Origin of the sequence: Lactobacillus sp. UCMA15818, from assembly GCF_030400225.1 — a bacterium.
Lineage (GTDB): Bacteria > Bacillota > Bacilli > Lactobacillales > Lactobacillaceae > Liquorilactobacillus.
In genome coordinates this window covers 510336-535779 of the sequence record NZ_VJYB01000001.1, presented here as the reverse complement: position 1 = coordinate 535779, position 25444 = coordinate 510336, and the positions used below count along the sequence as shown (strand labels likewise).

At 37.1% G+C, this 25444-nt stretch carries 28 protein-coding genes and 1 other annotated feature; of the genes, 26 read left to right on the top strand and 2 right to left on the bottom strand.

Translation table 11 applies throughout. The features are described 5' to 3' along the window. The first annotated feature begins 59 nt into the window (after positions 1–59). From polA to FFX44_RS02620, 23 genes are all read left to right on the top strand, one after another. Positions 60–2741: a DNA polymerase I gene (gene polA / locus FFX44_RS02730; protein WP_289977641.1), complete on the top strand. Its 2682-nt coding sequence runs from the start codon at positions 60–62 to the stop codon at positions 2739–2741. Between the two features lie 22 nt (positions 2742–2763). After that, positions 2764–3591 carry a DNA-formamidopyrimidine glycosylase gene (gene mutM / locus FFX44_RS02725; protein ID WP_289977640.1) on the top strand — a complete coding sequence of 276 codons (828 nt, stop codon included), beginning with the start codon at positions 2764–2766 and terminating at the stop codon, positions 3589–3591. Further along, positions 3592–4191 carry a dephospho-CoA kinase gene (gene coaE, locus FFX44_RS02720; RefSeq protein ID WP_289977638.1) on the top strand — a complete coding sequence of 200 codons (600 nt, stop codon included), beginning with the start codon at positions 3592–3594 and terminating at the stop codon, positions 4189–4191. Positions 4192–4234: 43 nt separating this feature from the next. Continuing rightward, positions 4235–4729, top strand: coding sequence for a transcriptional regulator NrdR (nrdR, locus tag FFX44_RS02715; RefSeq protein ID WP_289977637.1), 495 nt, complete (start codon positions 4235–4237; stop codon positions 4727–4729). 14 nt (positions 4730–4743) lie between these two features. Next, on the top strand, positions 4744–6114 hold the full coding sequence (locus tag FFX44_RS02710) for a DnaD domain protein (RefSeq protein ID WP_289977635.1): 1371 nt from the start codon (positions 4744–4746) through the stop codon (positions 6112–6114). A 17-nt stretch (positions 6115–6131) separates the two neighbouring features. Next, on the top strand, positions 6132–7049 hold the full coding sequence (dnaI, locus tag FFX44_RS02705; protein ID WP_289977634.1) for a primosomal protein DnaI: 918 nt from the start codon (positions 6132–6134) through the stop codon (positions 7047–7049). A 314-nt stretch (positions 7050–7363) separates the two neighbouring features. After that, the gene (gene thrS / locus FFX44_RS02700) at positions 7364–9301 is read left to right on the top strand and encodes a threonine--tRNA ligase (protein ID WP_289977633.1); all 1938 of its coding nucleotides are present in this window, start codon (positions 7364–7366) and stop codon (positions 9299–9301) included. A 41-nt stretch (positions 9302–9342) separates the two neighbouring features. Further along, positions 9343–9476, top strand: a sequence feature (ribosomal protein L20 leader region). Positions 9477–9521: 45 nt separating this feature from the next. Further along, the gene (infC, locus tag FFX44_RS02695) at positions 9522–10022 is read left to right on the top strand and encodes a translation initiation factor IF-3 (RefSeq protein ID WP_289977632.1); all 501 of its coding nucleotides are present in this window, start codon (positions 9522–9524) and stop codon (positions 10020–10022) included. Positions 10023–10049: 27 nt separating this feature from the next. Next, positions 10050–10250: a 50S ribosomal protein L35 gene (rpmI, locus tag FFX44_RS02690; RefSeq protein ID WP_003690491.1), complete on the top strand. Its 201-nt coding sequence runs from the start codon at positions 10050–10052 to the stop codon at positions 10248–10250. Positions 10251–10343: 93 nt separating this feature from the next. Next, on the top strand, positions 10344–10703 hold the full coding sequence (rplT, locus tag FFX44_RS02685) for a 50S ribosomal protein L20 (RefSeq protein ID WP_289977628.1): 360 nt from the start codon (positions 10344–10346) through the stop codon (positions 10701–10703). Between the two features lie 304 nt (positions 10704–11007). Further along, on the top strand, positions 11008–11541 hold the full coding sequence (locus FFX44_RS02680) for a YqeG family HAD IIIA-type phosphatase (RefSeq protein ID WP_289977625.1): 534 nt from the start codon (positions 11008–11010) through the stop codon (positions 11539–11541). Further along, positions 11534–12652: a ribosome biogenesis GTPase YqeH gene (gene yqeH, locus FFX44_RS02675; protein WP_289977623.1), complete on the top strand. Its 1119-nt coding sequence runs from the start codon at positions 11534–11536 to the stop codon at positions 12650–12652. Before FFX44_RS02680 ends, yqeH begins: the two co-directional genes overlap by 8 nt. Positions 12653–12662: 10 nt before the next feature. Beyond that, positions 12663–12977 carry a ribosome assembly RNA-binding protein YhbY gene (gene yhbY, locus FFX44_RS02670; RefSeq protein ID WP_289977620.1) on the top strand — a complete coding sequence of 105 codons (315 nt, stop codon included), beginning with the start codon at positions 12663–12665 and terminating at the stop codon, positions 12975–12977. A gap of 18 nt (positions 12978–12995) precedes the next feature. Beyond that, entirely contained in the window at positions 12996–13637 is a 642-nt protein-coding gene (locus tag FFX44_RS02665) for a nicotinate-nucleotide adenylyltransferase (protein WP_289977618.1), read from the top strand. Further along, positions 13630–14223 (top strand): bis(5'-nucleosyl)-tetraphosphatase (symmetrical) YqeK, encoded by a 594-nt coding sequence (gene yqeK, locus FFX44_RS02660; protein WP_289977617.1) that lies wholly within the window; start codon positions 13630–13632, stop codon positions 14221–14223. The genes FFX44_RS02665 and yqeK overlap by 8 nt, the downstream gene beginning before the upstream one ends. 11 nt (positions 14224–14234) lie before the next feature. Further along, positions 14235–14591, top strand: a complete 357-nt coding sequence (rsfS, locus tag FFX44_RS02655) for a ribosome silencing factor (protein ID WP_289977615.1) — start codon at positions 14235–14237, stop codon at positions 14589–14591. Continuing rightward, on the top strand, positions 14591–15328 hold the full coding sequence (locus FFX44_RS02650; RefSeq protein WP_289977613.1) for a class I SAM-dependent methyltransferase: 738 nt from the start codon (positions 14591–14593) through the stop codon (positions 15326–15328). Before rsfS ends, FFX44_RS02650 begins: the two co-directional genes overlap by 1 nt. 12 nt (positions 15329–15340) lie before the next feature. Beyond that, complete coding sequence (locus FFX44_RS02645; RefSeq protein ID WP_289977612.1) at positions 15341–16483, top strand: nucleotidyltransferase; 1143 nt, start codon at positions 15341–15343, stop codon at positions 16481–16483. An 82-nt stretch (positions 16484–16565) separates the two neighbouring features. Further along, a complete protein-coding gene (locus FFX44_RS02640; RefSeq protein ID WP_289977611.1) occupies positions 16566–17096 on the top strand; it encodes a YceD family protein in 531 nt (176 codons plus the stop codon). 98 nt (positions 17097–17194) lie between these two features. Continuing rightward, a complete protein-coding gene (gene rpmF, locus FFX44_RS02635; protein ID WP_057828860.1) occupies positions 17195–17371 on the top strand; it encodes a 50S ribosomal protein L32 in 177 nt (58 codons plus the stop codon). 162 nt (positions 17372–17533) lie between these two features. Further along, positions 17534–18121: a ribosome biogenesis GTP-binding protein YihA/YsxC gene (yihA, locus tag FFX44_RS02630; protein WP_289977608.1), complete on the top strand. Its 588-nt coding sequence runs from the start codon at positions 17534–17536 to the stop codon at positions 18119–18121. Between the two features lie 16 nt (positions 18122–18137). After that, positions 18138–18437, top strand: coding sequence for a nucleoside triphosphate pyrophosphohydrolase family protein (locus tag FFX44_RS02625; protein WP_289977606.1), 300 nt, complete (start codon positions 18138–18140; stop codon positions 18435–18437). Between the two features lie 48 nt (positions 18438–18485). Next, positions 18486–19559 carry a S66 peptidase family protein gene (locus FFX44_RS02620; protein ID WP_289977602.1) on the top strand — a complete coding sequence of 358 codons (1074 nt, stop codon included), beginning with the start codon at positions 18486–18488 and terminating at the stop codon, positions 19557–19559. Positions 19560–19748: 189 nt separating this feature from the next. Here the strand turns inward: FFX44_RS02620 and FFX44_RS02615 are convergent, their stop codons facing one another. Next, positions 19749–19886, bottom strand: coding sequence for an SPJ_0845 family protein (locus tag FFX44_RS02615; protein WP_289977600.1), 138 nt, complete (start codon positions 19884–19886; stop codon positions 19749–19751). A gap of 205 nt (positions 19887–20091) precedes the next feature. Here FFX44_RS02615 and FFX44_RS02610 point away from each other — a divergent pair, with 205 nt between their 5' ends. From FFX44_RS02610 to uvrC, 3 genes are all read left to right on the top strand, one after another. After that, on the top strand, positions 20092–21552 hold the full coding sequence (locus FFX44_RS02610; RefSeq protein ID WP_289977598.1) for an ABC transporter substrate-binding protein/permease: 1461 nt from the start codon (positions 20092–20094) through the stop codon (positions 21550–21552). Position 21553: 1 nt separating this feature from the next. Next, positions 21554–22279, top strand: a complete 726-nt coding sequence (locus FFX44_RS02605; protein WP_289977730.1) for an amino acid ABC transporter ATP-binding protein — start codon at positions 21554–21556, stop codon at positions 22277–22279. Between the two features lie 325 nt (positions 22280–22604). After that, a complete protein-coding gene (gene uvrC / locus FFX44_RS02600) occupies positions 22605–24374 on the top strand; it encodes an excinuclease ABC subunit UvrC (RefSeq protein ID WP_289977596.1) in 1770 nt (589 codons plus the stop codon). Here the strand turns inward: uvrC and FFX44_RS02595 are convergent, their stop codons facing one another. After that, entirely contained in the window at positions 24375–25286 is a 912-nt protein-coding gene (locus tag FFX44_RS02595; protein WP_289977594.1) for a cation diffusion facilitator family transporter, read from the bottom strand. It lies immediately after the preceding gene. Between the last annotated feature and the right edge of the window lie 158 nt (positions 25287–25444).

The window sequence follows — 25444 nt, the reverse complement described above, 5'->3', positions numbered from 1 at the left end:
TAATGGTCACGATAGTTTGTTAAAATAAGAGAGGATAATATCTCAAAGGAGCTAATTGAATGAATAAACAAAAGAAATTATTGCTCATCGATGGTAATAGTGTGGCATTTCGTGCTTTTTTTGCACTCCATCAATCGCTTGAAAGATTTGTGAATCATAACGGGCTACATACTACTGCTATTTATGGCTTCAAGACAATGTTGGACAAGATTATTGAAAAGGTTCAACCGAGTCATGTTTTAGTTGCTTTTGATGCGGGGAAAAAAACATTCAGGACTGAAAAATTTACTGAATACAAGGGAGGACGTTCTAAAACACCAAGTGAACTTTCTGAACAGTTTCCGTATATTAAAAAATTATTGATTGCTTATGGTATTAAAAGTTATGAGTTGGCAAATTTTGAAGCAGATGATATTATTGGAACTTTGGCGAATGAGGCCGAGGCACAAGACTTTATGGTCACAATTGTAACTGGGGATCGAGATTTGACTCAGCTTACAACTGACAAGACAACGGTAGCAGTTACACAAAAAGGTGTTAGTGAAGTTGAAGAATATACTCCAGCACATGTATTTGAAAAGTATGGAATTAAGTCCGCACAAATTATTGATATGAAGGGATTAGTTGGTGATAACTCGGATAACTATCCCGGAGTAACAAAAGTTGGTGAGAAAACGGCGGTTAAATTGTTGCAGCAATTTGAAACAATTGAAGGAATCTATGAGAATCTAGATAATATCAAGGCCTCTAAAATGAAAGAACACTTGGTTGAGGATCGTGAACTGGCTTTTTTGTGCAAAGATTTAGCAAAAATCTTAAGAAATGCACCCATTGAAGTTACGGTTGATGAAGCGAAGTGGTCAGGGCCGATAGAAGATGAGTTAAGATTATTTTATGAAGAAATGGATTTCAAGAGTTTCCTTGCAAAAATGAGTTTACCTGGTAACACTAGTAATTCGCAAACAAAACAGAATAAGATTCCAGAATTAGAGTATCAGAAATTGAGCACACAAAATATCAAGCAGTTAGTATTTGAAAAAAAAGCTGCTGTGTCGTTTTATTTAGAGATGAGTGGTGAGAATTATCATCAGGCACCATTTGCTGGTTTTGCTCTTAAAAATGGAGCAAAGATATATGTTAGCCGTGATGTGGAACTTTTGAAGAAAAGAGAGCTCAAAGAATTACTTGAAAAAGAAGCTGTTAAAATTGATTTATTTGATGGTAAGCGGACTTTTGTTGGACTTAAAAGATTAGGCATCACTCTTGCCACTGTTGACTTTGATATGCTGCTTGTATCATATTTATTGGACTCAAGCGATAATAATAATGATTTTGGTAAATTGGCACAGCAGCACGATTATTTCGCTGTTGCAAGCGATGAGGAAGTATACGGCAAAGGTGCAAAGTATCAAATTCCAAAAGAAGATACTGTATTTTTTGAACATTTGGCAGGTAAAGTTCAAGCAATTGAGCAGCTAAAAGAGAATCTAATGGAGAAGTTGTATAAAAATAAGCAAGAAAAACTTTATTTTGAAATCGAGCGCCCACTTTCTTTAGTTTTGGGAGAAATGGAAGTTGCTGGAATCAGATTAGATAAAGATAAGCTTGAAGAGATGAGCAGTAAACTAAAGGAAAGATTGGCAGAATTGGAGCAGTCAATCCACACGGAAGCTGGCGAAGATTTTAACATTAATTCTCCTAAACAATTAGGTGTTATCTTATTTGAGAAACTGAAGCTGCCTGTGATTAAGAAAACTAAAACTGGATATTCAACTGCAGTCGGAGTGCTGGAAGAACTAAGAGGAATGGCACCAATTATTGATAATATTTTGAAGTATCGTCAAGTTGCAAAAATCCAGTCAACTTATGTTGAAGGCCTGTTAAAAGTTGTATCAGAAACTGATGGTAAAGTCCATACGAGATATACCCAGACACTTACAGCAACCGGAAGATTATCATCTGTTGATCCTAATCTACAAAATATCCCTGTGAGATTAGAAGAAGGGCGCCAAATCAGAAAGGCGTTTGTCCCTGAAAAGACTGAATGGGAAATCTTTTCATCAGATTATTCGCAAATTGAATTGCGTGTGCTAGCACATATTTCTCATGATAAAAACATGCAGGCCGCTTTTAATAAAGGCGCAGATATTCATGCAAATACTGCAATGCAGATATTCGGATTAGATTCAGCTTCTGAAGTTACAAGTAACATGCGCAGACAAGCGAAAGCAGTTAACTTTGGAATTGTATACGGGATAAGTGATTATGGATTGGCACAAAATATTGGAATTACACGTAAACAAGCAAAGGATTTTATAGCACGCTATTTTGAGATATTCCCCGGAGTAAAACAATACATGGACGAGATTGTGGCAAAAGCTCATGAACAAGGGTATGTTGAGACGTTATTCAAGCGCCGTAGATACTTACCAGAGATTAAGAGCAAAAACTTTAATTTACGTTCATTTGCGGAAAGAACGGCTATGAATACGCCAATTCAGGGGAGTGCGGCAGATATCATCAAAGTCGCTATGATAAATATGCAAAAAATGCTTAGCAGAGAACAACTTGAGGCAAAGATGCTTTTACAAGTGCATGACGAATTAATTTTTGAAGTACCGAGTAAAGAAATTACAAGACTGGAAAAATTGGTACCAAAAGTAATGGATCAGGCGGTTTCCTTGGAAGTACCACTAAAAGTTGAAAGTGCACATGGAAAAACATGGTTCGATGCAAAATAAAGTTTTGAGAAGGAGATAAAAAATGCCTGAATTGCCTGAAGTGGAAACTGTACGTCAAGGGCTACGCCAATTAGTATTGAACAAAAAGATTCGCAAAGTGACAGTCCTTTACCCCAAGATTATAAATGGAGATACCAATATTTTTATTGAAACACTTGAGGGATTGACGATTAAAGAGATTGGACGCCGGGGAAAGTATTTGATTTTTAACTTTGATGATGGGATTTCGCTGGTCTCTCACTTACGAATGGAAGGAAAGTATTTTGTTCGTCAAACTGGTGATGAAATTGAGAAACACACGCATATTATTTTTGAATTTACGGATGGGAAACAGCTTAGATATAATGATGTGCGTAAATTTGGCAGAATGGAATTAGTCAAGACAGATAATATCAATGACTTAAAAAGTCTAAAGAAATTAGGCCCAGAACCGACAAAAACTGATTTTAGCATAGAAGATTTTACAAACAAATTGAAAAAGAAAAATAAGATGATCAAGCCTGCATTACTTGATCAGAGTTTGGTTGTAGGTTTAGGAAATATTTATGTCGATGAAGTTCTGTGGATGAGTAAAATAAACCCACAGACAATTGCTAAGCACCTGGAGAAAAATGAAATTATTATTTTGCATGATGCAATTATTGCTGAGTTAGCAAAGGCTGTGAAAGCTGGCGGGACAACAATTAGGAGTTATACAAATGCGTTTGAAAATTCAGGGACATTTCAATTTGACCTGAATGCATATGGCAGGACGGGTGAACCTTGTCGCAGGTGTGGAAACTCAATTGAAAAAATAGTTGTTGCTCAAAGAGGAACCCATTATTGTCCAAATTGTCAGAAGGTGAAATGAGTGACATATATTCTTGGGCTTACTGGAGGAATTGCAGCCGGTAAATCAACAGTCAGTCTCTTTTTAAGAAAAAAAGGTGCAAAGATTATCGATGGTGACCGGGTTGCACGCGAAGTTGTTCAAAAAGGGAGCGTTGGATTAAGCCAGATTGTGAATATTTTCGGTGAAGATTACTTAACGAGTACGGGTGAGTTGAATCGTAAGAAGTTGGGCTCACTTGTATTCAATGACAAAAATAAGTTAAAACAATTGACCGATATAACAGGTCCATTAATTCATAAGCGAATTGAAGATTTGATTGTTGCAGCAAGAGTAGCGGATTGTAGGTTACTGGTATTAGATATTCCATTACTTTTTGAAGGCAATTATCAAAAATATTGTGATAGTGTCATGTGTGTTTGGGTTCCAGAAAAACTACAAGTAGAGCGCTTGGTGGCAAGAGACGGTTATACCGAGCAACAAGCACAGCAACGGATTTTGAGTCAAATGTCAAATGAAGAACGCTGCATACTAGCTGATGTTTTAATTGATAACTCTAAACAAGTTGAAGAAACACTTAAGCAAGTGCTAAAATGGCTAGAGACAATGGAATTAGTGTAATTAACACTGTATATTAAAGGTATAAAATAATGAGGTGAAAGATATGAGATGTCCCAAGTGCCATCATAATGGTTCACGAGTGGTTGATAGTCGTCCTGCAGATGATGGTCATGTAATTAGAAGACGCCGTGAGTGTGAGGCTTGTGGCTTTAGATTCACAACGTTTGAAAGAATTGAAGTTACTCCGCTGTTAGTAATCAAAAAGGATGGGACACGCGATGAATTTAATCGCGAGAAGATTTTGCGCGGAATTATTAGAGCTGCTGAAAAAAGACCAGTTGGAATGGATCAGATTACGAAAATTGTTGATGAAGTTGAAAATAAGGTGCGTTCGCTTGGTGAAAGTGAAGTTTCTAGTCAGTTGATTGGAGAATATGTGATGGGAATGTTGGCAGATGTCGATGAAATATCTTACATTCGTTTTGCAAGTGTCTATAGGCAATTTAAGGATATGCGTGTATTCTTAAAGGAACTACAAGAAATGATGGCACGGGATAAGAAAAATCTTTCAAGTAATGACGATGAAAAGAGTGAGTAAGAAGGTGAGTGCAGATGGTTGCTGAGGAGAGAAACTTCACACCTAAAGATGGATTCGTAGTATGTACAGGGCATAAGCTGTATGAAAGTCAACTGGAAGTAGTTTTAAAACTTTATCAACCATTGGTTGGAACAGCGAGCTTCAGCCTGTATGCCCTTTTGCGAACAATGGTGCAGTCTGATTTACAACTCTCAAATCGAAAAATGCACAGTGAATTATTTGATTTACTTGATATTGGTTTGCAGACTTTCTATGAAGCCAGATGTAAGCTGGAAGCAATCGGATTACTTAGAACATTTGAGCAAAATGATGAACTTGGTAGATTGGTGATTTATGAGCTTCAGGAACCGCAAGAGCCTGCAAATTTTTTTGCGGATGATTTACTGCGGAGTTTGTTGCTGGAAACGGTCGGAGAAAGAATTTTTAAGGAGCTTCGAGCTTACTTTTTCTTCGCACCAATTGAAACGAAAGAGGCAGTTGAAACTACTAAACACTTTCTAGAAGTCTATACAGTACAGCCAGAGACCTTGAGTGAAGGCAAGAACTTGGTGGCGACTGAGCACCCATTGCTGTCCAAGGCTAATGCAATACAAAATTCTAACTTAGACGAAGAATTCCTAAAACAGCTTATTGGGCATTCATTCATTGACAGCAGACAAGTTTTTGATAATTATCAGCGTCTAACCGCTGCAAATGCGGTGTATGGGTTTGATGAGTTAGCGTTGTTGAGTTTACTTGAGGAAGCTGCAAATGTTGCAACAAGTCAAGTGGACTTTACTTTATTTTGGAAGTTGGTCCATGAGAAATTTGCAAAGCAAGACTCAAAGGCTATGTTAGATATTAATCCGGATATTACAGCTAAGAAAGCAGTAAATAAAAAGCAGAAGATACTGAAAAGTGAAGATCAAGAGCTTTTGGCTGCAAGTAGGGCGTACGCTCCTGCAGAGTTCTTGCAAGAATTGAAGCGTGAGAAGGGCTCGTTTGTAACCGGTTCGGAGAGAAACATTATCGAATGGGTTGTCCAAAAAAATTTTTTTCAAGCTGAAATAATAAATATTTTAATTCATTACATGATAGTTGATCGGGGGATGGCTACCCTAAATCGGGCCTTTTTTGAGGCGGTTATTGCTGATTGGAGTCAAAAAAAGATCAGTACACCAGAAGAGGCGATGCTTCAGGTGCGAACTTTCAATGCACCTAAAAAAGAAAGTTCCAAGTATGCACAAACGCAAAGATATTCAGGAAACAAAAGAGTTGTACAAAAAGAAAAGCTGCCAGACTGGGCGAAAAATGAACTTGTTTCAGAAGGTAAGTCAACCTTGAGTCAAGAAGAGCAGGCGCAATTGAAAAAAAGGCTGAGTAGGTTTAAGAAGAAAATCGACTAGCAAAAGGTGGTGGTAAGATGAAGGACATTGGCGAGGAAATGGCACAGCAACTTCGCAATAGAAACTGGGTGAAAAACTACAAAGAGTTAATTGATGATGCCTTTGCCGACGACGAGGTTAAAGCTTTTGTGACTGAAAATCAATTGTCTCAGGCCGAATTAGCGCGCAGTGCCAGTAAAGTCTATGAGTTTGTAAGTATAAAAAGACAGATTGAAAATGGAGAAGTCACGCCCGCACCTGGATATCAACCAGAATTGGTTTTGAGTAATCATCTGATAGATGTTGCATATGTTCCAAGTGCTGAATTAATAAAAAGTCAAAAGCAGGCCGAAATCAGAGCGCGAGTCAGGGCATTAAACATGCCTAAAGCAATCAAAAATGCTCAGCTGGCAGATTTTGACATAACTGGACGCGAAGAAATTGCACAAGCGGCGGCGGATTTTATTGATGCGTATACCGCTAATCCACAAAAGTTTATTCAAGGAATGTATCTGCAAGGAAGCTTTGGGGTTGGGAAAACTTATCTTTTGGGGGCGATTGCCAATGGGCTTGCAGAAGAGGGGTTTCGTTCAACAATGCTTCATTTTCCATCTTTTGCAGTTGAGATTAAAGGCGCAATTGGTTCAAATAATGTTATTGAAAAAATCGATAGTATAAAGAAGGCTCCGCTCTTAATGTTAGACGATATTGGAGCTGATCAATTATCAAGCTGGTTAAGAGATGATGTTCTAGGGATTATTTTGCAATATCGTATGCAAGAGGAACTCCCAACTTTCTTTAGCTCCAATCTTTCGCTGCAAGATTTATTGGAACAATATTTAACAGTCAATAATCGTGGAGAGGCCGAACCGTTAAAAGCACGCAGAATAATGGAACGAATTATTTTTTTGAGTAAAGAGTATACAATGATTGGCAGAAATAGACGCCATTCATAAATTATAATTTAATGCTTGAATGATTTCTGTAATAGTGGTTTAATAATTGTTAAGTAATATCTCAGAGGACAAAAGGTTATCTAGATCAGGGATAAGTGGCATTAACTGCAAGCTGCCTAGTGTGATGACTTACCACCTCCATGATGAATTTATTCCAATATTGGTTGGAACGGGTCGAACCTGTTAAAAACGATGTGAGAGATTTTTAATATCTAAATTTGGGTGGAACCACGCTAATTGCGTCCCTGGTGTACTTTTTTTAAGTATACCAGGGATTTTTATTTTGTTTATTATTTTAAAGGAGAGATGGAATTATGGTTAAAGTTAAGTTTCCTGATGGAGCTGTTAAAGAATTTGAAGATGGAGCAACGGTTGCAACGGTTGCTCAATCAATTAGTACGAGTCTTGCAAAAAAAGCAGTTGCTGGACGTTATAATGGCAATTTGATTGACTACAATGCGCCATTAGATACTGATGGAGAAATTGAAATTGTCACAAAAGACTCTGAAGATGGATTGAAGGTCTTATGGCAGACTGTTTCATTGTTATTGGGTGCCTCAATGGTAGATTTATATGCAGAGATGAAGTTTGGAGAATGTAGCATCAGCGAGCATGGTTTCTTCCTTGACACGGATAATGCAGCTGGTCAAATTGCTGAGACTGAGTTTGATAAAATTACACAGAAAATGCAAGAAATTGTGAAATCAGGTGCAAAGGTTGAACGCTTGGCAGTTACTGAAAAAGAAGCATTAGCTTTAGTGGACGGTGACGCCTATCGAATGGAGCTTGTCAAAGAAGCTGTTGTTTCTGGCAAAGTTATTTTACACAAATTAGGTAGCTTTGTAGATGTTTCTGCAGGTGCATATTTGGAAAAAGTTAGTTCAATTAAAATTTTTAAATTGCTTTCGGTTGCTGGTGCGTACTGGAAGGGTGCCTCAAGCAATCCAATGCTTCAACGCATTTATGGAACGGCTTTTTATAAACAAAAAGAATTGGATGAAGAACTGCAGAGAAGACAAGAAGCACGTGAACGTGATCATCGCGTGATTGGAAATGATTTGGATTTGTTCTTTGTTGATCCTAAGGCTGGAGCGGGATTGCCATACTGGATGCCTAATGGTGCCACAATTCGTCGAACAATTGAACGCTACATTATTGATAAAGAAGTATCTCGTGGCTATGAACATGTATATACTCCGATTCTTGCTAACTTAGACTTGTATAAACAGTCAGGACATTGGGACCATTATCGTGAAGATATGTTTCCCCCAATGGATATGGGGGATGGTGAATTATTGGAATTACGACCAATGAACTGTCCATCGCATATCCAAATCTATAATCATCATATTCGTTCGTATCGAGATCTTCCACTCAGAATTGCTGAGTTAGGGATGATGCATCGTTATGAGAAGTCTGGTGCACTTACAGGATTATCACGTGTTCGTGAAATGACATTGAATGATGGGCACACATTTGTTACGCCTGACCAGATTGAGGCCGAATTTAAAAATACTTTGCAGTTAATGGTTTCCGTTTATGCAGATTTTGATATTAGCGACTATCGTTTCCGCTTAAGTTATCGCGATCCTAAAAACACACATAAGTACTTTGATGATGATGAAATGTGGGAAAAATCACAAAAAATGCTTAAGTCTGCTATGGATGATTTGGGATTGGAATACTTTGAAGCAGAAGGTGAAGCTGCCTTTTATGGTCCTAAGCTTGATGTTCAAACGAAGACTGCTTTAGGCGGCGAAGAGACTTTGTCTACCATTCAATTAGATTTCTTATTACCTGAGAAGTTTGATTTGCATTATATTGGTGCAGATGGCGAAGAACATCGCCCAGTTATGATTCATCGTGGAATTGTTTCGACAATGGAACGCTTTACAGCTTACTTGACAGAAATGTATAAAGGGGCATTCCCAACATGGTTGTCTCCAAAACAAGTTACAATTATTCCTGTTAAGAATGATTTACATTTGTCATACTGTGAGGAATTGCGTGCGCGTTTGACGGCTGCCAATGTGCGTGTCTCGATTGACGATCGAAATGAAAAAATGGGTTATAAGGTTCGTCAAGCTCAAGTGACAAAGATTCCTTATATCCTGGTTGTTGGTGACCAAGAAGTTGCAGCCAAACAAGTTGCAGTCCGTCGTTATGGTGAAAAAAAGACGGTTAATGTAACAAAGGATGAATTTATTAATGAAATTCTAGCAGATATTGCGAGCTATAGTCGTACAAAATAATTCTTGACTTTGATTTGCTAGTAATGTATAGTAAGAGAGTTGAGAAAAAGCAGAAGCAACCCGCTTCTCGCCTAGCGAACTGATTGTTCACGGGCAGATGATATTTATTTCGAATTGATGAAGTGAAGATTAGTCCGGGTAGCTTTGTATAAGCTATCCGGTTTTTTCTGCGTTTTTCTCTGATATTAAACGGAGGTGAAGCATCATAGCAGTAGATAAGATGGTAAATGAAGGCATACGTGCAAGTGAATTGCGCTTAATTGCCAGTGATGGTTCCCAACTTGGGGTTAAAACCAAACAAGAGGCACTAACGCTAGCTGAACAATCTAGTCTCGATCTCGTTTTAGTTGCTCCAAAGGCGAAACCACCTGTTGCCAGAATCATGGATTATGGTAAATATCGGTTTGAGCTGCAAAAGAAACAACGTGAGGCAAGGAAGAATCAGAAAATTATCAATGTTAAAGAAGTTCGTTTGAGTCCAACGATTGATACAAATGACTTTAATACAAAATTGAATAATGCGCTTAAATTCCTTGGTAAAGGAGATAAGGTAAAAGTATCAATCCGTTTCAAGGGACGCGCAATTACTCATAAAGAAATCGGTTATGATGTTTTGAATCGATTTGCAAAAGCGGTTGAAGAAGTTGCAACTGTTGAATCGAGAGCAAAAATGGACGGACGCAGCATGTTTATGATGCTGGCACCTAAAGCCGAAAAATAGGTTTTAATATAGGAGGAAGAAAGTATTATGCCAAAACAAAAAACACATCGTGCATCAGCAAAACGTTTTAAGCGTACAGGAGATGGCGGATTGAAGCGCTCAAACGCTTTTACAAGTCACCGTTTCCATGGAAAGACAAAGAAACAACGTCGTCAATTACGCAAAGCCTCAATGGTATCTAGCTCAGATATGAAACGTATCAAGCAGATGCTTTCACAAATGAATTAATTAAAATAAAATTGATGATGAGGTCTTGAAGAAAAGACCGTTTCGAAGGTGTGCTAAAGATAAGCACCTCGAATATATAAGGGAGGAATTATCATGCCACGTGTTAAAGGTGGAACAGTTACGCGTCAACGTCGTAAAAGAATGATTAAATTAGCAAAAGGGTACCGCGGTTCAAAGCATATCCAGTTTAAGGTAGCTAAGCAACAGGTTATGAAGTCATATATATATGCCTTCCGTGATCGTCGTAAGACGAAGACTAATTTCCGTAAATTATGGATTGCTCGTATCAATGCAGCAGCTCGTATGAATGGGATTAGCTATAGCAAATTAATGCATGGGTTGAAACTTGCTGAAATTGAAGTTAACCGTAAAATGTTAGCTGACCTTGCAATTACTGATAATACAGCATTTACAGCACTTGTTGAAGAAGCAAAACAAGCATTAGCAAAATAAGCATTAGTAAAATATGTTTGCAGATGTGCAAGCGAGTATGGCATAGGTCGAAAATTAAAGTACTAACTCGTAATTATGAACATAGCATTTTGCTATGAGTAACTCGAAGTAGACGGTAAATTTTGGCTTATGGTGCATGTTTATATGTTATTCATGAAGGGACCAGGTCAAAATCTAACTTTTGACCCAGCCCCTTTATTTTATTTATATTGGGAAATTTATTAATAAACGTAATTTTTTTGCTTTAAGTAGGGACAATAGAATATAATTAACAGACAAAAGGATTAATATAGGAGTGAACCAAATGCTGACTCGTTTCAAACCAACTTGGATGATTAACTCAATATATGAGATAACGCCAGCTGAAATTAGAGAGATGGGCATCAAAGTAATTTTAACTGACCTAGACAATACACTAATTGCATGGAATAATCCAGATGGCACTCCGGAGTTGAGAGAGTGGCTTGAGGTCATGAGGATTGAAAAGATTCCAGTGATTGTTGTTTCAAATAACAATCAAAAGCGTGTTGAAAAAGCCGTTGAGCCATTAGGGCTGCCTTTCATTGCACGTGCAATGAAACCCTTGACTAAGGGAATTAATGAAGCTAAGAAAAAATTTGCTTTAGAAGATAGACAGATAGTCTTAGTTGGTGACCAATTGTTAACAGATATTGCAGCAGCAAATGCAGCCAAAATAAAGAGTATCTGGGTCAAACCAATTGTTGAGACAGACGCGTGGAACACGAAACTGAATCGTTTTATAGAAAAAATAATAAAAAGAAGATTACAAAAGGAAAATATTATAAAAAAAGTTTGGGGGCATTCATTGAATGACTGATGAAACTGAGGCACTATATTGTATTGGATGTGGCTCATTAATTCAAAGTGATAATCCTGACGAGCTGGGCTATGTACCTGCTTCCGCTTTGAAGAAACAAGTCGAAACTAAGGAATTATATTGTAAGAGATGTTTTAGATTGCGCCATTATAATGAAGTATCAGATGTTAGTTTGACGGACGATGACTTCTTGAAAATTCTGACGCAAATTGGAGACACTGATGCATTGATTGTAAATGTGATTGATATTTTTGATTTTAGTGGATCAATTATTCCGGGTATTCAGCGTTATGTAGGCAAAAATCCAATTTTGATGATTGGAAATAAAGAGGATTTATTACCTAAATCACTCAAGCGTACAAAATTGAAAGACTGGATTAGGCAAAGTGCTAATTTAGTTGGGCTGAGACCAGTGGATGTTGCGCTAGTGAGTGCAGGAAAGAATCACGGAATAGCAACACTACTGTCTTTAATTGAAAAGTATCGTGAGGGACGTGACGTGTATGTTGTAGGGGTAACCAATGTTGGCAAGTCAACTTTGATTAATCAGATTATCAAGCAGCAAACGGGAATAAGCGAGTTGATTACTACCTCGCGCTTTCCAGGAACAACCCTTGATAAAATAGAGATTCCATTAGATGACGAACATCTTTTGATTGATACTCCAGGAATTATTCATCAAGATCAAATGGCACATTTTCTTAGTGGTAAAGAGCTTAATATTGCCTCGCCGCAAAAAGAGATAAAGCCTAGAGTATACCAATTAAATGCGGGCCAAACACTTTTTCTTGGTGGTTTAGCGCGTTTTGATTATATTGCTGGTGAAAAGGATGGAATTATTGTTTATACAGATAATAATTTGATGCTGCACCGAACAAAATTAGAAAATGCAGATATGTTTTATGAGAAACATGTTGGGGAATTACTGCAACCGCCGTCTGAAGAAACATTGACAAAATTGCCAGAGTTGGTGAGATTTGAATTTAAGACCGTCCAAAAGAGTGACTTGGTCTTCTCTGGTCTAGGGTGGATTACTATTCCGGCAAAGGCTGTAGTTGCTGGATGGGCACCAAAGGGCGTAACTGTAACTATTAGACGTGCGATGATTTAAGGAGAAATAAATGAATTTATTGAATGGAAAACAGAAGAAATTTTTAAAAGCCAAGGCACATAACATGAAACCCATTTTTCAAGTTGGTAAAGAGGGAATCTCTGATAAGTGGGTTGAACAAATTAGATATGCTTTGGATAAGCGTGAGTTAGTAAAGGTCAATGTGTTGCAAGGCTCTGATTTTGAAGCAAGTGATGTATCTGATTACTTAACAGAGAATACTGACATTGTTGTTGTTCAAGTCATCGGGCATGTACTTGTTTTGTATCGCCAATCATCCAAGATAGAAAAGCGTGAAATTTCGGTTGAATTACAAGGTCTTTAGTATAGGGAGTGTCAATAGATGAATGTGAATACACTCGTGAAATCAGTTATTCAGGCTAATCCTGCAGTCGAGTCAAATGAGAGTCAGAAGAAGAAACGAGTAGGTATATTAGGAGGGACCTTCAATCCACCACATACAGGTCATCTAATAATTGCTGAGCAAGTTACGAGTCAACTTGATTTGGATGAGATGTTATTCATGCCGGATGCTTTACCACCACATGTTGATCATAAGGATGCCATAGCGGCTGCTGAAAGAAGAAAGATGGTCGAATTAAGTATTGCAGGGAACCCACTTTTTAGTTTAGAAACTGCTGAATTGGAGCGTGGCGGAGTAAGCTATACTTTTGATACTATAGTTGAATTAAAGAAGAAACATCCTGATTATGAGTACTATTTTATTATTGGTGGAGATATGGTGGCCTACCTTCCGAAATGGCACCGTATTGCTGAATTGGTAAAATTGGTTCACTTTGTAGGAGTTGCGAGAGCTAATTTCCCAAGAAAGAGCGATTATCCGGTAATGTGGGTCGACATACCATTGATTGAAATCAGTTCAACACAGATTCGCTGGAATATTCAGCATAATTGTTCAATCAAATATTTGGTCCCTGAAGATGTAGTGCATTATATTAAGGAAGAAGGTCTTTATCTTGAATAAGCAAGAAGATAGCCATAAATATTTTCCAGGCACAAGGGATGAACTATTAGTGCAAGTTAGAAAGAGTGTCAGTGATAAGCGTTATCAGCACATACTAGGTGTTGAGCAAGCGGCAATTAAGCTTGCTGAGCTGAATAAATTTGAGATTGAAAAGGCAAGTATTGCAGCTTTGGTACATGACTATGCCAAGGAACGCAGTGCTGCAGAGTTTAAGCAAGTTATAATGAAGAAGAAACTTGACACGGACCTGTTGAATTGGAATAATTTTATTTGGCACGGAGTTGTTGGTGCTGAAATTATAAAAGATGAATTGCATATTGTAGATGAAGAAATTTTGAATGCAGTAAGGAAACATACTATCGGCGCTGAGGACATGACTACCCTTGATAAAATTATTTACGTTGCCGATTATGTTGAGGATGGCAGGATATTCCCAGATGTCAGTCTTGCACGAACGTTAGCTTATAATAATTTGAATGATGCTGTTGCATTTGAGACTAAGCATACATTGGAATATCTGATTTCGACTAACGGCGAGGTGTACCCTGATGCAATTTTGACTTATAATAAATGGGTAGTTAAATAAAGGAGAATTTAATGGATAGTAAAGAAATATTAAAAGTTGTTGTTGAAGCAGCTGACAGCAAGCGTGCCGAAGATATTGTTGCACTGGATGTCAGTAAAATAAGCTATTTAGCCGATTACTTTGTGATAATGCAAGCAGATTCTGAGCGCCAAGTTAAGGCAATTGTTGACGGTATCGAAGAAGAAGTTGAGAAAAATGGGATTGACATCAAACAAGTTGAAGGAAAAAGCAGTGGTAACTGGATTTTGATTGATTTAAGAGATGTAGTTGTTCATGTATTCAAATCAGAGACAAGGGGCTTTTATAATCTTGAAAAGCTTTGGGCCGATGCGCCAATGGTTGAAGTTAATGATTGGATTACAGAATAATGATTTACTCGGCATTTGCGCAAGTCTATGACGAGTTGATGGATCCGCAAATCTACGATAACTGGTTGAAATTGGTTGATACAGTTACAAGTAAGCAAAAAAAAAAATTACTGGATTTGGCATGTGGTGCTGGTAGATTGGCAGTACTGCTTGCCAAGAGCGGTTATCAGGTGACCGGAGCAGATTTATCAGAAGAAATGCTGGCACTTGCGGAAGCTCGCGCTCGGAAAGCTCGGGTTGAATTGGAACTTTTGCAGGTGAATATGACTGATTTGAATGAGTTAGAGAATTTTGATGTTGTAACTTGTGGACTAGATTCACTATGTTATCTTGCTGATAATGAAGAACTATTACAGACCTTTCGAGAAGTTGCGGGTCACTTAAATAAAGATGGAATATTTATCTTTGATGTACTTTCTCCATATCAGACGGATGTTATTTATCCGGGGTACATGTATAATTATACGACGCAGGAGCAAGCTTTTTTGTGGGAAAGTTTTGCGGGTGAAGTCCCACATAGTGTTATCCATGATTTGACTTTTTTTGTTGCAGATAAAAAAAAGTTGAGTTATCAGCGGTATGAAGAAACTCATTATGAACGAACTTACGAGTTAGATGTATACTTAGAGCTCCTTGCTAAAGCTGGATTTAAGAGAATTGAAGCGACTGCGGATTACGGAAATCGGGAAATTGATGATAAAACAACTCGTTTTTTCTTTGTTTGTCATAAGTCATAGGGAGGTATGTGTATGGATATTGTGGGGATAGTTACCGAGTATAATCCATTACACAATGGACATCTATATCAAATTAATGAAGTGAAAAAAAGATTTCCGAATGCTGTCATAGTTGTTGTAATGAGCGGCAATTTTTTGGAGCGCGGGGAGCCTGCCATTCTTGATAAGTGGACAAGGGCAAAAGAAGCAATCCTAAGTGGTATTAATCTGGTTGTTGAATTACCTGTAGCTTTCTGTGTTCAGCCAGCAGATTTTTTTGCATTTGGAGCACTCAGAATTCTTAAAGAATTAGGTGTACAAAAATTAGTTTTTGGTGTTGAAAATGCAGACTATGACTTTGCCGAAATGGCACAATTGACCAAGCGGGTGCACGGAGATTTTTCGATTTATAATGAGTCTTATGCAAAGGCGTATCAGAGAGCTATTACGCAAAAAACCGGAGTAGATGTCTCTGAGCCAAATAATCTTTTAGGGTTAGCATATGCAAAAGCAAATCTAAAATTAGGTTCTTTTTTAGAATTGATACCAATTCAAAGAAAGTCAGCAGAGCATCATGATCGACAGCTGCCGGTTGCTTCACAGATCGCCAGCGCTTCAGCAATCAGAAGTGCAGTATTGACTAATAAAGAATTAGTTATTGACTTTGTACCTGACTTGACGGGTGCAGATCTTCGGCAATCAAAAAAGCTAAGCTGGGTAGATTTTTGGCCACTCCTTAAATATCAAGTTTTGACAAGCAAGATAGAAGATTTAAGCGAAATATATGGAATAACGGAAGGACTTGAATTTCGACTTAAGGATAAGCTAGAGAGAATGGGACCAACGGTGACTTTTGCGGATTGGGTAAGTGAAGTTAAGTCAAAGCGCTTTACGTATACGCACCTAACAAGGCTGGCGACGATGATTTTACTACAAGCAAAGAAAGAAGAAGTTGAGCAAGTCGAACAGAATCCTTACATTAGAATATTAGGATTTGATAGCCTGGGTCAGAAGCATTTAAATATGATAAAGAAGAAGATGACATTTCCAGTTGTTTCTAGGGTCTCGCAAGAGATAGCCGCGAATTTGCTGAGTTTGGACTATCGAGCAGGATTAGTATATAGTCAGATTAGTGGTCAGCGCCAGGATTTTGGTCAAAGTCCATTTCAACGATAGTTAATGCTGTCAAGGAAAAAACATTGACAATGTATTTTTTGACAGGTATAATCAAGTTTGTTGCATTAGGAGGAAGTATTGAATGAAGTGGTCTTTGAATGAGCTAGGACAGATCGGTTCAACACCTTTTCAGTTTGATGAGGTCGTTAACTTAACTGATTCGATTGGTAAACGAAATAGCGAGATCACTGCTATTTCTCCGGCACATGTAAGCGGCTTTTTCGTAGTAGATAGTTTAGGTCTCCTTGGTTCGTTCAAGGTAAGCGTCAAGGTGACACTGCCTTCTACTAGGTCTCTCAAGTTGGTTGAAGTTCCGCTTGATTTTGAAGTGAGTGAATATTATGTGAGCTACAGGACACATGATTTATCTAGATTTGATGCTAATGATGTCGTGATTATTTTGGAAAATGATATTTTCAATCTTGATCAAGCGGTCGAGGATAATATATTATTACAAATTCCAACAAGAGTTCTGACAACTGATGAAGAAGCTAGTGCGAGCTTACCTCAAGGTAAAGATTGGGAAGTTTCTGACGATAGTCGCAATGATCAAATACGAAAAGATAAGAATACTGTTGATCCAAGATTAGCAAAACTAAAGGACTTTTTTTGATAGAAAAAACGGAATTTTAGTAGTTGCAAAATTGTTGAATTAAAAGTACAATTCTTTTTGTTGATTAATTTTATTAATTCGAAGGAGGTGGCGTTAAGATGGCAGTACCAGCACGTAAAACATCAAAGACTCGTAAGAGATTACGTCGTACACACTACAAGTTGCAAGTTCCAGGTATGAGTGCATGCCCTAACTGTGGTGAATTAAGGAAATCTCATCATGTATGCCCAAGTTGTGGGTTTTACGGTGATAAGGAAGTTGTAAAAGTTGATTAATAATTGAGGTGAGGGACCATGGCCCTTATTTCTTTTTTGATGAATGATGCATCCCAAGCTAAATGAGCGGGGATGTTTTTTTTTGCAAAAATATGTTTTATTGTTAGAGTCAGGAAGACAAGATATGGTAGAATTTAACAGTATAGGAAGGATCGTAAGTAGATGAAAGTTCATAATGTAAATCTCAAAATAAGTGCTGTTAAGCCAGAACAGTATCCCGAGGAAGGATACCCTGAAGTTGCATTGGTGGGCAGATCTAATGTTGGTAAATCTTCTTTAATTAATCGCTTAATTAATAGAAAGAGCTATGCACGGACATCAAGTCAGCCTGGTAAAACACAGACATTGAATTTCTATGATGTAGAATCATTGCTTTATCTAGTTGATGTTCCTGGGTATGGGTATGCAAAGGTTTCTAAAACTGAGCGTGAAAAATGGGGCAGAATGATTGAAACGTACTTGGTGCAACGTGAACCATTGAGAGGAGTCATTTCTCTGATTGATGGGCGTCATGAGCCAACGGAATTAGACGTGCAAATGGTCGAATTTCTGCAATATTATAACCTGCCAGTTTTATTGGTGGCTACAAAGATTGACAAAGTACCAAGAAGTAAATGGAATAAAGTTGAAAAAGATATCAAAAAGAAGATAAGATTGAATGAGGAAGACAAGTTAATACTCTTTTCTGCTACTGAAAAAATTGGTGATGAGATTGTTTGGAATTGGATAGAAGAAAAAATAAATGGTTAAGGGAGATTGGAATTAGATGGAATTTAATGAATATCAAGAAGCGGCTACGAGAACACTGTATGGCAATGAGCAGGTACTCACAAATTGCGCACTTGGACTTGCTGGAGAGAGCGGTCAGGTAGTAGATCTCATCAAGAATTACACATTTAAAGGGAAAGAACTCAATCGTGAGGAAATGATGCATGAGATGGGGGATGTTCTATGGTATTTGTCACAAATTGCTGCCTGGGCAGATATTCCTTTTGATGAAATCGCTAAGGACAATATTGAGACACTTAATAAACGGTATCCACATGGATTTGCACAAGATAACTAGGAATTGGTTCACCTAACTGAAGAATAAATCTAAAAAAGGAGGATCTTAATGAAACCATCGACATTAAAAATTGGAGATAAGGTTGCAATTGTGAGTCTATCTAGTGGTGTTTTAGGTGAAGATTTTGCAAAACATCAAAGAAGCTTAGGAGAAAAAAGGCTTCGTGACTATGGTGTGGAGCCGGTCTACATGACTAATGCACTACGAGGAATGTCATACTTACAAAATCATCCAGAGGAACGTGCTGCGGATTTAAAGGAAGCTTTTTTGCGTGATGATATTCAAGGAATATTCTGTGTGATAGGTGGGGACGATACATATAGATTGTTACCCTATTTACTTGATGATCAAGAATTTATTGTGGCAGTTCATGATCATCCAAAATTATTTTCTGGTTTTTCTGATACAACAATTAATCATCTGATGTTTTATAAGCTAGGATTGCAAACCTTTTATGGACCTAACTTCTTAAATGATCTAGCAGAACTGGATAATGATTTGTTGCCATACACAGCGAATACTATCAGTAACTATTTTAAGAATACTACTGGTCTGAAAATTATTTCAAGTGATATATGGTATGAAGAGCGAACTGACTTTTCACCTGAAGCTATTGGAACTGCACGGGTTAGTCATGCAGAAAGTCTGGGATATGAGACTTTAAATGGTAAAGGCATAGTAACTGGGCAGTTGCTTGGTGGATGTATAGACAGTCTAAATGACATTTTGACAAGCTCAAGGTATCCTGATGAGAGTGAAGTTTGTTTTAAATATGGAATATTTCCTGAAATAAAACAATGGAAAGATAAAATTCTCTTTATTGAAACTAGTGAGGAGAGACCTACTCCGAGCGAATATGAAGTAATGCTTAATAATTTGGAACAAAGCGGAATATTTGGTGTGATTAAAGCTATAATTTCAGGTAAACCACAAAATAATGTGTACTACGAAGAGTATCAAGAAAAATTGCAGATGGTGGCAGAAAAACATAACTTACCTGTACTAATGAACGTTAATTTTGGGCACGCATATCCTAGAACTTTAATACCTTATGGATGTATGGCAAAGATTGATTTTAATAAGAAAACATTTACAATTGTTGAATCTTTATTCGAAGAATAAAGATATAAAGAGATAGCTAGCAAAAGAGACTTATTGTTGTGAAATGAATACCGTCCTCCAAAAGTTAGGTTAGAAATAACTTTCGGAGGACGGTATTTTTATGATTAAACTTTGTTTTGCACCAAGCCTATTTATCAAGTTCGCACAAAGATAAAATGGTTCTATAAATTAAAAAATGTTTCTTCGTTATTAATTCTTTTTATCTTTTTCGTCAGTTTTTTTCTTCTCATCTTTTGGCTTTTGCGTTGTTCGCGGTTGCTTTGGATCAACCGCGAATTTGCCGAAGAGTTCATCCAATTTTGTCTGGCTGTTCACCGTAAGTCCCATAATTTAGTCTCCTTCACATAATTATTATTACTAATAGAGTATCAGTTTGCAGGAAAAAGTTCAATTAGAATATAATATGTATATTTAATGCTTTATACACTTTATCGGTGCATATAAAATGTTTATTTGACAATTTTATTGAATAATAATTCTTTTTACTGTATACTTAACATCGTTGGGTTAGAAAAGATAAGGGAGAAATTTAATGAAAAGTAAAAAGATTTGGATTGCTTTGGTAATTTTAATTATGATGTTGCTGGTACCCTTGGGTAAAGTGAGTGCCTCAAATGATGGTTATTTACAGAAAGTCAAGGATAAGGGTACACTTGTGGTTGGGACAAGTGCGGATTATCCACCTTATGAATTTACAGTAAAACAAAGTGGAAAAACAAGTTACGTGGGTTTGGACATTGAGATTGCGAAAAAATTCGCAAAAGATTTGGGTGTGAAATTAGAAATCAAAAATATGAATTTCGATTCACTGCTGGTTGCACTCGAGACCCACAAAGTTGATGCTGTTATTTCGGGAATGAATCCGACGCCTGAACGACAAAAAAGTGTTGATTTCTCAAATGTTTATTATAGAGGGCAGCAGTATATGTTGATTAATAAAAAAGATGCAGCACTTTATAAAAATATTCATAGTTTTAAGAATAAGACGATTGGCGCTCAGACAGGTTCACTGCAGTATGACCTTGTTAAGAAGCAGATGAAGAATAATCAGGTAAAAGGTTTGGCTAAGTTGAATGATTTGGTAATAGCTCTTGAATCAGGAAAGGTTAATGCAGTTGCAATGGAAGAGGCAACTGCAAAGGCATTCGCACAAAATAATAGTTCATTAAAAGTTATCAATCCCGAATTTAATGTCAATTCTAGTCAGACAGGTTCAGCGATGGCATTTCCCAAAGGTGCGACGAGCCTAGTTAAGGCAGCTGATAAAACAATCGCTGAAATTCAGAAGAAAAATCTGATAAATAAGCAATACATTCCTTTAGCAGGAAAGTATATGACTAATAATTCAAAGAAGAATTCAATGTGGAATTATTGGACCTATTTTGCAAAGGGAATTGAGTATACATTGATAATAACTGTTGTTTCAGTTTTCTTCGGATTCATATTAGGCGTAATATTAGCACTCTTGCGTTTATCTAAGAACAAGCTGGGCAAGGCAGTTGCAGTCGCATATATTGAATTTGTCAGAGGAACACCGTTGATGGTTCAGGTAATGTTTGTTTATTTTGGAGTGGGCGCAGTTATTCAGTCATTGCCAGCGCTGCTTGCGGGTATAATTGCTGTTTCATTAAATTCAGCGGCTTATGTTGCTGAAGTCATTCGCTCAGGGATTGAGTCGATACCAACAGGACAAACGGAAGCCGCAAGAAGTCTTGGCTTATCACAATCACTAACATATAGATATGTTGTGATTCCACAAGCTTTAAAGAACATTTGGCCAGCTTTAGGAAATGAATTTATTACATTAATTAAAGAGAGTTCAATTGTCTCTATTATTGGTGTTGGTGATTTGATGTACCAGATGCAGCTGGTACAATCAGCAACGTATAAGGGTGTAATTCCTATCTTTATTACAATGGTCATTTATTTTGTAATGACATTTGGGCTTTCAAAGGTCTTAGGATATTTTGAAGGGAGAATGAAACATGCCTAATATGATTGAAATAAAAAACCTCGAAAAATCATTTGGTGATAATCAGGTTTTAAAAAATATTACTGAGGTTGTGAAAAAAGGTCAAGTTATCTGTGTAATTGGACCTTCAGGTTCAGGAAAGAGTACCTTTTTAAGATGTTTGAATGTATTGGAGCAGCCATCTGCAGGGCAGATAATTTTTGAAGGACAAGATTTAACAAACATTTCTGAGATTGAATTAAATAAACTCAGAGAACGTATGGGAATGGTTTTTCAAAGCTTTAATCTTTTCCCAAATATGAATGTAATAGACAACGTTAAGCTTGCACCGTTGAAAGTTAAAAAAACTATGGAAAAAGAAGCAATACAAAAAGCTGGCCAGTTATTGGAGCAAGTCGGTTTGGCAGATAAAGCTGAACAGTTTCCCTTGAGCCTTTCAGGTGGACAACAGCAACGTGTTGCGATTGCACGGGCACTTGCAATGAATCCAGAAGTTATGCTCTTTGATGAACCAACATCTGCGTTAGATCCTGAGATGGTCGGTGAAGTTTTAAAAGTAATGCAAGATCTTGCCGAATCAGGAATGACAATGATTGTTGTAACCCATGAGATGGGATTTGCAAAGAAAGTTGCTGATCAGATATGGTTCATGGATGAAGGGTATATTCAAGAAAAAGGTACACCAAGTGAATTTTTCGCGAATCCAAAGACAAGTCGTGCTAAAGAGTTTTTGTCAAAAATACTATAATTGTATAGTTGAAAGTAAGAGTTAGTTATTTTTAATAATCCAGTTTAATAATTGTTAAGACTATTTAAACATTTGTATATGGAGCTGAGTCAAGGCGCAAGTTTTGAAAACAGCTCTTTTTTTGTTACGGTTGAAACGGAAACTATATTTTGGTGTGCTTTCTTAAGTCAGTTTTCTTGCTCAAATTTTAAGAAAGACGCACTGTTTTATGACGTACTCACAAGTAAGAAGAATATTAGAAGTGGAAGTCTTTTCCTATAAACTTGATTGTTGCTGTAATATAATATTATAAGAATTCTTTCGGTAGATGGAGGTGTATATTAAGGTGGCAACACAGTACATTGAAAATAAATTAAAATTGTTACCAGACTTACCAGGTTGTTACTTGATGAAAGATATTAATAGTAAGATCATTTATGTTGGTAAAGCCAAAAATTTGAAAAATAGAGTACGTTCGTATTTTAAAAGTATGCATGAAGGTAAGACCGCAAAATTAGTTGCAGAAATAAGAGATTTTGAAACGATTATTACTTCAACAGATAAAGAGGCCTTCCTGTTAGAAATCACACTGATTCAAAAACATAAACCTTATTACAATATAAAATTAAAAAGAGGAACAGGTTATCCGTATATCAAGATTACAAATGAAAAAGACCCAACATTGAAAATTGTAAGTCAGGTCAAAAAAGATGGCGCCTATTATTTTGGACCCTACCCGAATGTTTATGCCGCGAGTGAGACGATGCACCTCTTGCAGCGCGTTTATCCACTGAGGCGATGTAATGGTTATCAGAAACGACCGTGTTTGTATTATCACATGGGACAATGCCTAGGGGCTTGTTTTAAAGAAGTAAAAGCGGAAGAGTATGATAAGCAAATCAAAAAAATAAAAACTTTTTTGAATGGTAATGTAGGTGCTATCAAAAAAACGTTGGAGAGCAAGATGAATGCTGCTGCACAGAAGCTTGAATTTGAAAGGGCAGCTGAGCTTCGTGATCAGATGCACTATATTGAAGTAACTGTAGAAAAGCAGAAAATAATCTCAAATGATAATACGCCAAGAGACTTGTTCAACTTTTACATGGACAAAGGCTGGATATCAATGCAAGTTTTCTTTATTCGCCAGGCGCGCTTAATTAAACGTGAGAAACGACTTTTCCCCTGTATAGATACACCAGAGGCCGAGCTTGAGTCATTTATTTTACAATTTTATAATCAAAAAAATAGAATTCTCCCTAAAGAAATTCTTGTTCCTAAAGGAGTAAGCCACGATGTATTAGGTGAGATATTACAAGTCCCCGTTAAAACACCAATTAGGGGAACAAAGAAAAATTTGATGGAGCTTGGACAAGAAAATGCAAGACTGGTTCTTGAAGAAAAATTCCGTTTGCTGGAACTGGATGATCGTAAAACAACAGGTGCAATGGATGAACTAATGAAGGCTCTAAATCTGCCATTGGGACATCGAATTGAGTCATTTGATCATTCACATATTCAGGGAACCGATATTGTTTCGGCGATGGTTTCATTCTTGGATGGTCGACCGCAAAAAAGTCAATATCGCAAGTATAAGTTACGCACGGTCACTCATGCAGACGAAAGTGCAAGTACGAGAGAGGTAATCAGAAGAAGATATATTAGATTGTTGAAAGAGCACAGTGAATTGCCTGATTTAATCTTAATGGATGGAGCGGAAATTCAAATTGAAGCTGCACAAGACATATTGCAAAATGAACTTGGATTAAATATACCGGTGGCAGGAATGGTCAAAGATAACCATCATAAAACTGCAGATTTAATGAATATGCAGTATCAAAAAGTAGCATTAGACCCAAAAAGTGAAGGGTTTTACTTGCTTCAACGTATTCAAGATGAAGTTCACAGATTTGCGATAACATTTCATCGCCAAACACATTCTAAAAATTCTTTGTCTTCACGATTAGATTTAATTCCCGGAATTGGTCCAAAATCACGCATTAAATTATTAAGAAAATTTGGATCTATGAAAAAGATTGCAGATGCTTCTCTGGAAGATATTCAAGCCTTAGGTATTTCTAAGAAGGTTGCCCAAACAATTAAATTAAGTCTTAAGTAACTAATGACTGTTTAGTTCATTTGGTTGTTGGGGTTCATAGTCAACGTCCCAAGGTTCAACATGAACATCAGTATCGAAAACGCCATATTCTCGTTGGAGGAGACTCTCAATTTTTTCTGTAATATGATGGCTTTTTCGCACTGTCATTTGCGGATCTACCCAGATAATAATGTCTACAAAAACATTCGCACCATATGAACGGCCTTGAATATTATGGACAAGTTCGACACCGGGAATCTTTTCAACCTCAATTGTGTATTTTTCGAGCAGGTCGTCATCAAAACCGTCAGATAATGAGAAAGCACTTGCTGAGAAAATATCATAAGCCGTTTTGAGAATTAAAAGACCAATCAAAAAGGCAACAACACCATCAAGCCAAGCCATATTAAAATTAGCTGCGAAGATTGTAATTGATGTTCCAAAACTAGTCCAAGCATCGCTTCTGCAATCTTTTGCAATTGCGAGCAATGATTGTGAGTTTATTTTTTTTGCTTGGTGTGCATTATGGAGGTAGACACTATACATTATCAATCCACTGAAAACACCAACAAATAAGGCATAAATATCAGGTGATTCGTGATCACCTGATAAGATATTTTTGATTGAAGTATAAAGGACACTCAGACCTACCAGCAGCATAATTAGTGAAGTCAAGAAGGTTGCAATTGTTTCGGCTTTCCAATGCCCATATTGGTGGTGTTCATCTGGTGGGCGGGTAGCTAAACGCAGTCCAACCATGATAGCACAGGATGAAAAAATATCGGTCACATTATTGAATCCATCTGCAATTAGTGTTTGAGAGTGACTTAATTGGCCGATGATGACCTTTAATAGGGAGAGTAGAATATAAGCGCAAAGACTAATTAAGACACCTTTTTGAGCTGTTTTTAGATTTTTATATCTTTGCTGCATTTTGAACACCTCTTGATTATTATTTAGATACGTAAATCAGATGATTTATTTTGATGAAAGAAAATTGTTAGACCTTGTAGTGTAAATACGTAAGAATGTGAGCAGTCGTATTTTTGACCTTGATTCTAAAAACTGTTATAGTTGGCGGTGGTAGTTTT

Coding starts and splice junctions, on each gene's coding strand:
- FFX44_RS02610 (WP_289977598.1), top strand. CDS start 20,092: ATGAAAAGTAAAAAGATTTGGATTGCTTTGGTAATTTTAATTATGATG.
- polA (WP_289977641.1), top strand. CDS start 60: ATGAATAAACAAAAGAAATTATTGCTCATCGATGGTAATAGTGTGGCA.
- FFX44_RS02615 (WP_289977600.1), bottom strand. CDS start 19,886: ATGGGACTTACGGTGAACAGCCAGACAAAATTGGATGAACTCTTCGGC.
- FFX44_RS02645 (WP_289977612.1), top strand. CDS start 15,341: ATGGATATTGTGGGGATAGTTACCGAGTATAATCCATTACACAATGGA.
- rplT (WP_289977628.1), top strand. CDS start 10,344: ATGCCACGTGTTAAAGGTGGAACAGTTACGCGTCAACGTCGTAAAAGA.
- FFX44_RS02595 (WP_289977594.1), bottom strand. CDS start 25,286: ATGCAGCAAAGATATAAAAATCTAAAAACAGCTCAAAAAGGTGTCTTA.
- rpmF (WP_057828860.1), top strand. CDS start 17,195: ATGGCAGTACCAGCACGTAAAACATCAAAGACTCGTAAGAGATTACGT.
- FFX44_RS02680 (WP_289977625.1), top strand. CDS start 11,008: ATGCTGACTCGTTTCAAACCAACTTGGATGATTAACTCAATATATGAG.
- yqeH (WP_289977623.1), top strand. CDS start 11,534: ATGACTGATGAAACTGAGGCACTATATTGTATTGGATGTGGCTCATTA.
- thrS (WP_289977633.1), top strand. CDS start 7,364: ATGGTTAAAGTTAAGTTTCCTGATGGAGCTGTTAAAGAATTTGAAGAT.
- yhbY (WP_289977620.1), top strand. CDS start 12,663: ATGAATTTATTGAATGGAAAACAGAAGAAATTTTTAAAAGCCAAGGCA.
- FFX44_RS02625 (WP_289977606.1), top strand. CDS start 18,138: ATGGAATTTAATGAATATCAAGAAGCGGCTACGAGAACACTGTATGGC.
- FFX44_RS02640 (WP_289977611.1), top strand. CDS start 16,566: ATGAAGTGGTCTTTGAATGAGCTAGGACAGATCGGTTCAACACCTTTT.
- dnaI (WP_289977634.1), top strand. CDS start 6,132: ATGAAGGACATTGGCGAGGAAATGGCACAGCAACTTCGCAATAGAAAC.
- rsfS (WP_289977615.1), top strand. CDS start 14,235: ATGGATAGTAAAGAAATATTAAAAGTTGTTGTTGAAGCAGCTGACAGC.
- yihA (WP_289977608.1), top strand. CDS start 17,534: ATGAAAGTTCATAATGTAAATCTCAAAATAAGTGCTGTTAAGCCAGAA.
- FFX44_RS02605 (WP_289977730.1), top strand. CDS start 21,554: ATGATTGAAATAAAAAACCTCGAAAAATCATTTGGTGATAATCAGGTT.
- FFX44_RS02650 (WP_289977613.1), top strand. CDS start 14,591: ATGATTTACTCGGCATTTGCGCAAGTCTATGACGAGTTGATGGATCCG.
- nrdR (WP_289977637.1), top strand. CDS start 4,235: ATGAGATGTCCCAAGTGCCATCATAATGGTTCACGAGTGGTTGATAGT.
- FFX44_RS02710 (WP_289977635.1), top strand. CDS start 4,744: ATGGTTGCTGAGGAGAGAAACTTCACACCTAAAGATGGATTCGTAGTA.
- mutM (WP_289977640.1), top strand. CDS start 2,764: ATGCCTGAATTGCCTGAAGTGGAAACTGTACGTCAAGGGCTACGCCAA.
- rpmI (WP_003690491.1), top strand. CDS start 10,050: ATGCCAAAACAAAAAACACATCGTGCATCAGCAAAACGTTTTAAGCGT.
- infC (WP_289977632.1), top strand. CDS start 9,522: ATGGTAAATGAAGGCATACGTGCAAGTGAATTGCGCTTAATTGCCAGT.
- FFX44_RS02620 (WP_289977602.1), top strand. CDS start 18,486: ATGAAACCATCGACATTAAAAATTGGAGATAAGGTTGCAATTGTGAGT.
- FFX44_RS02665 (WP_289977618.1), top strand. CDS start 12,996: ATGAATGTGAATACACTCGTGAAATCAGTTATTCAGGCTAATCCTGCA.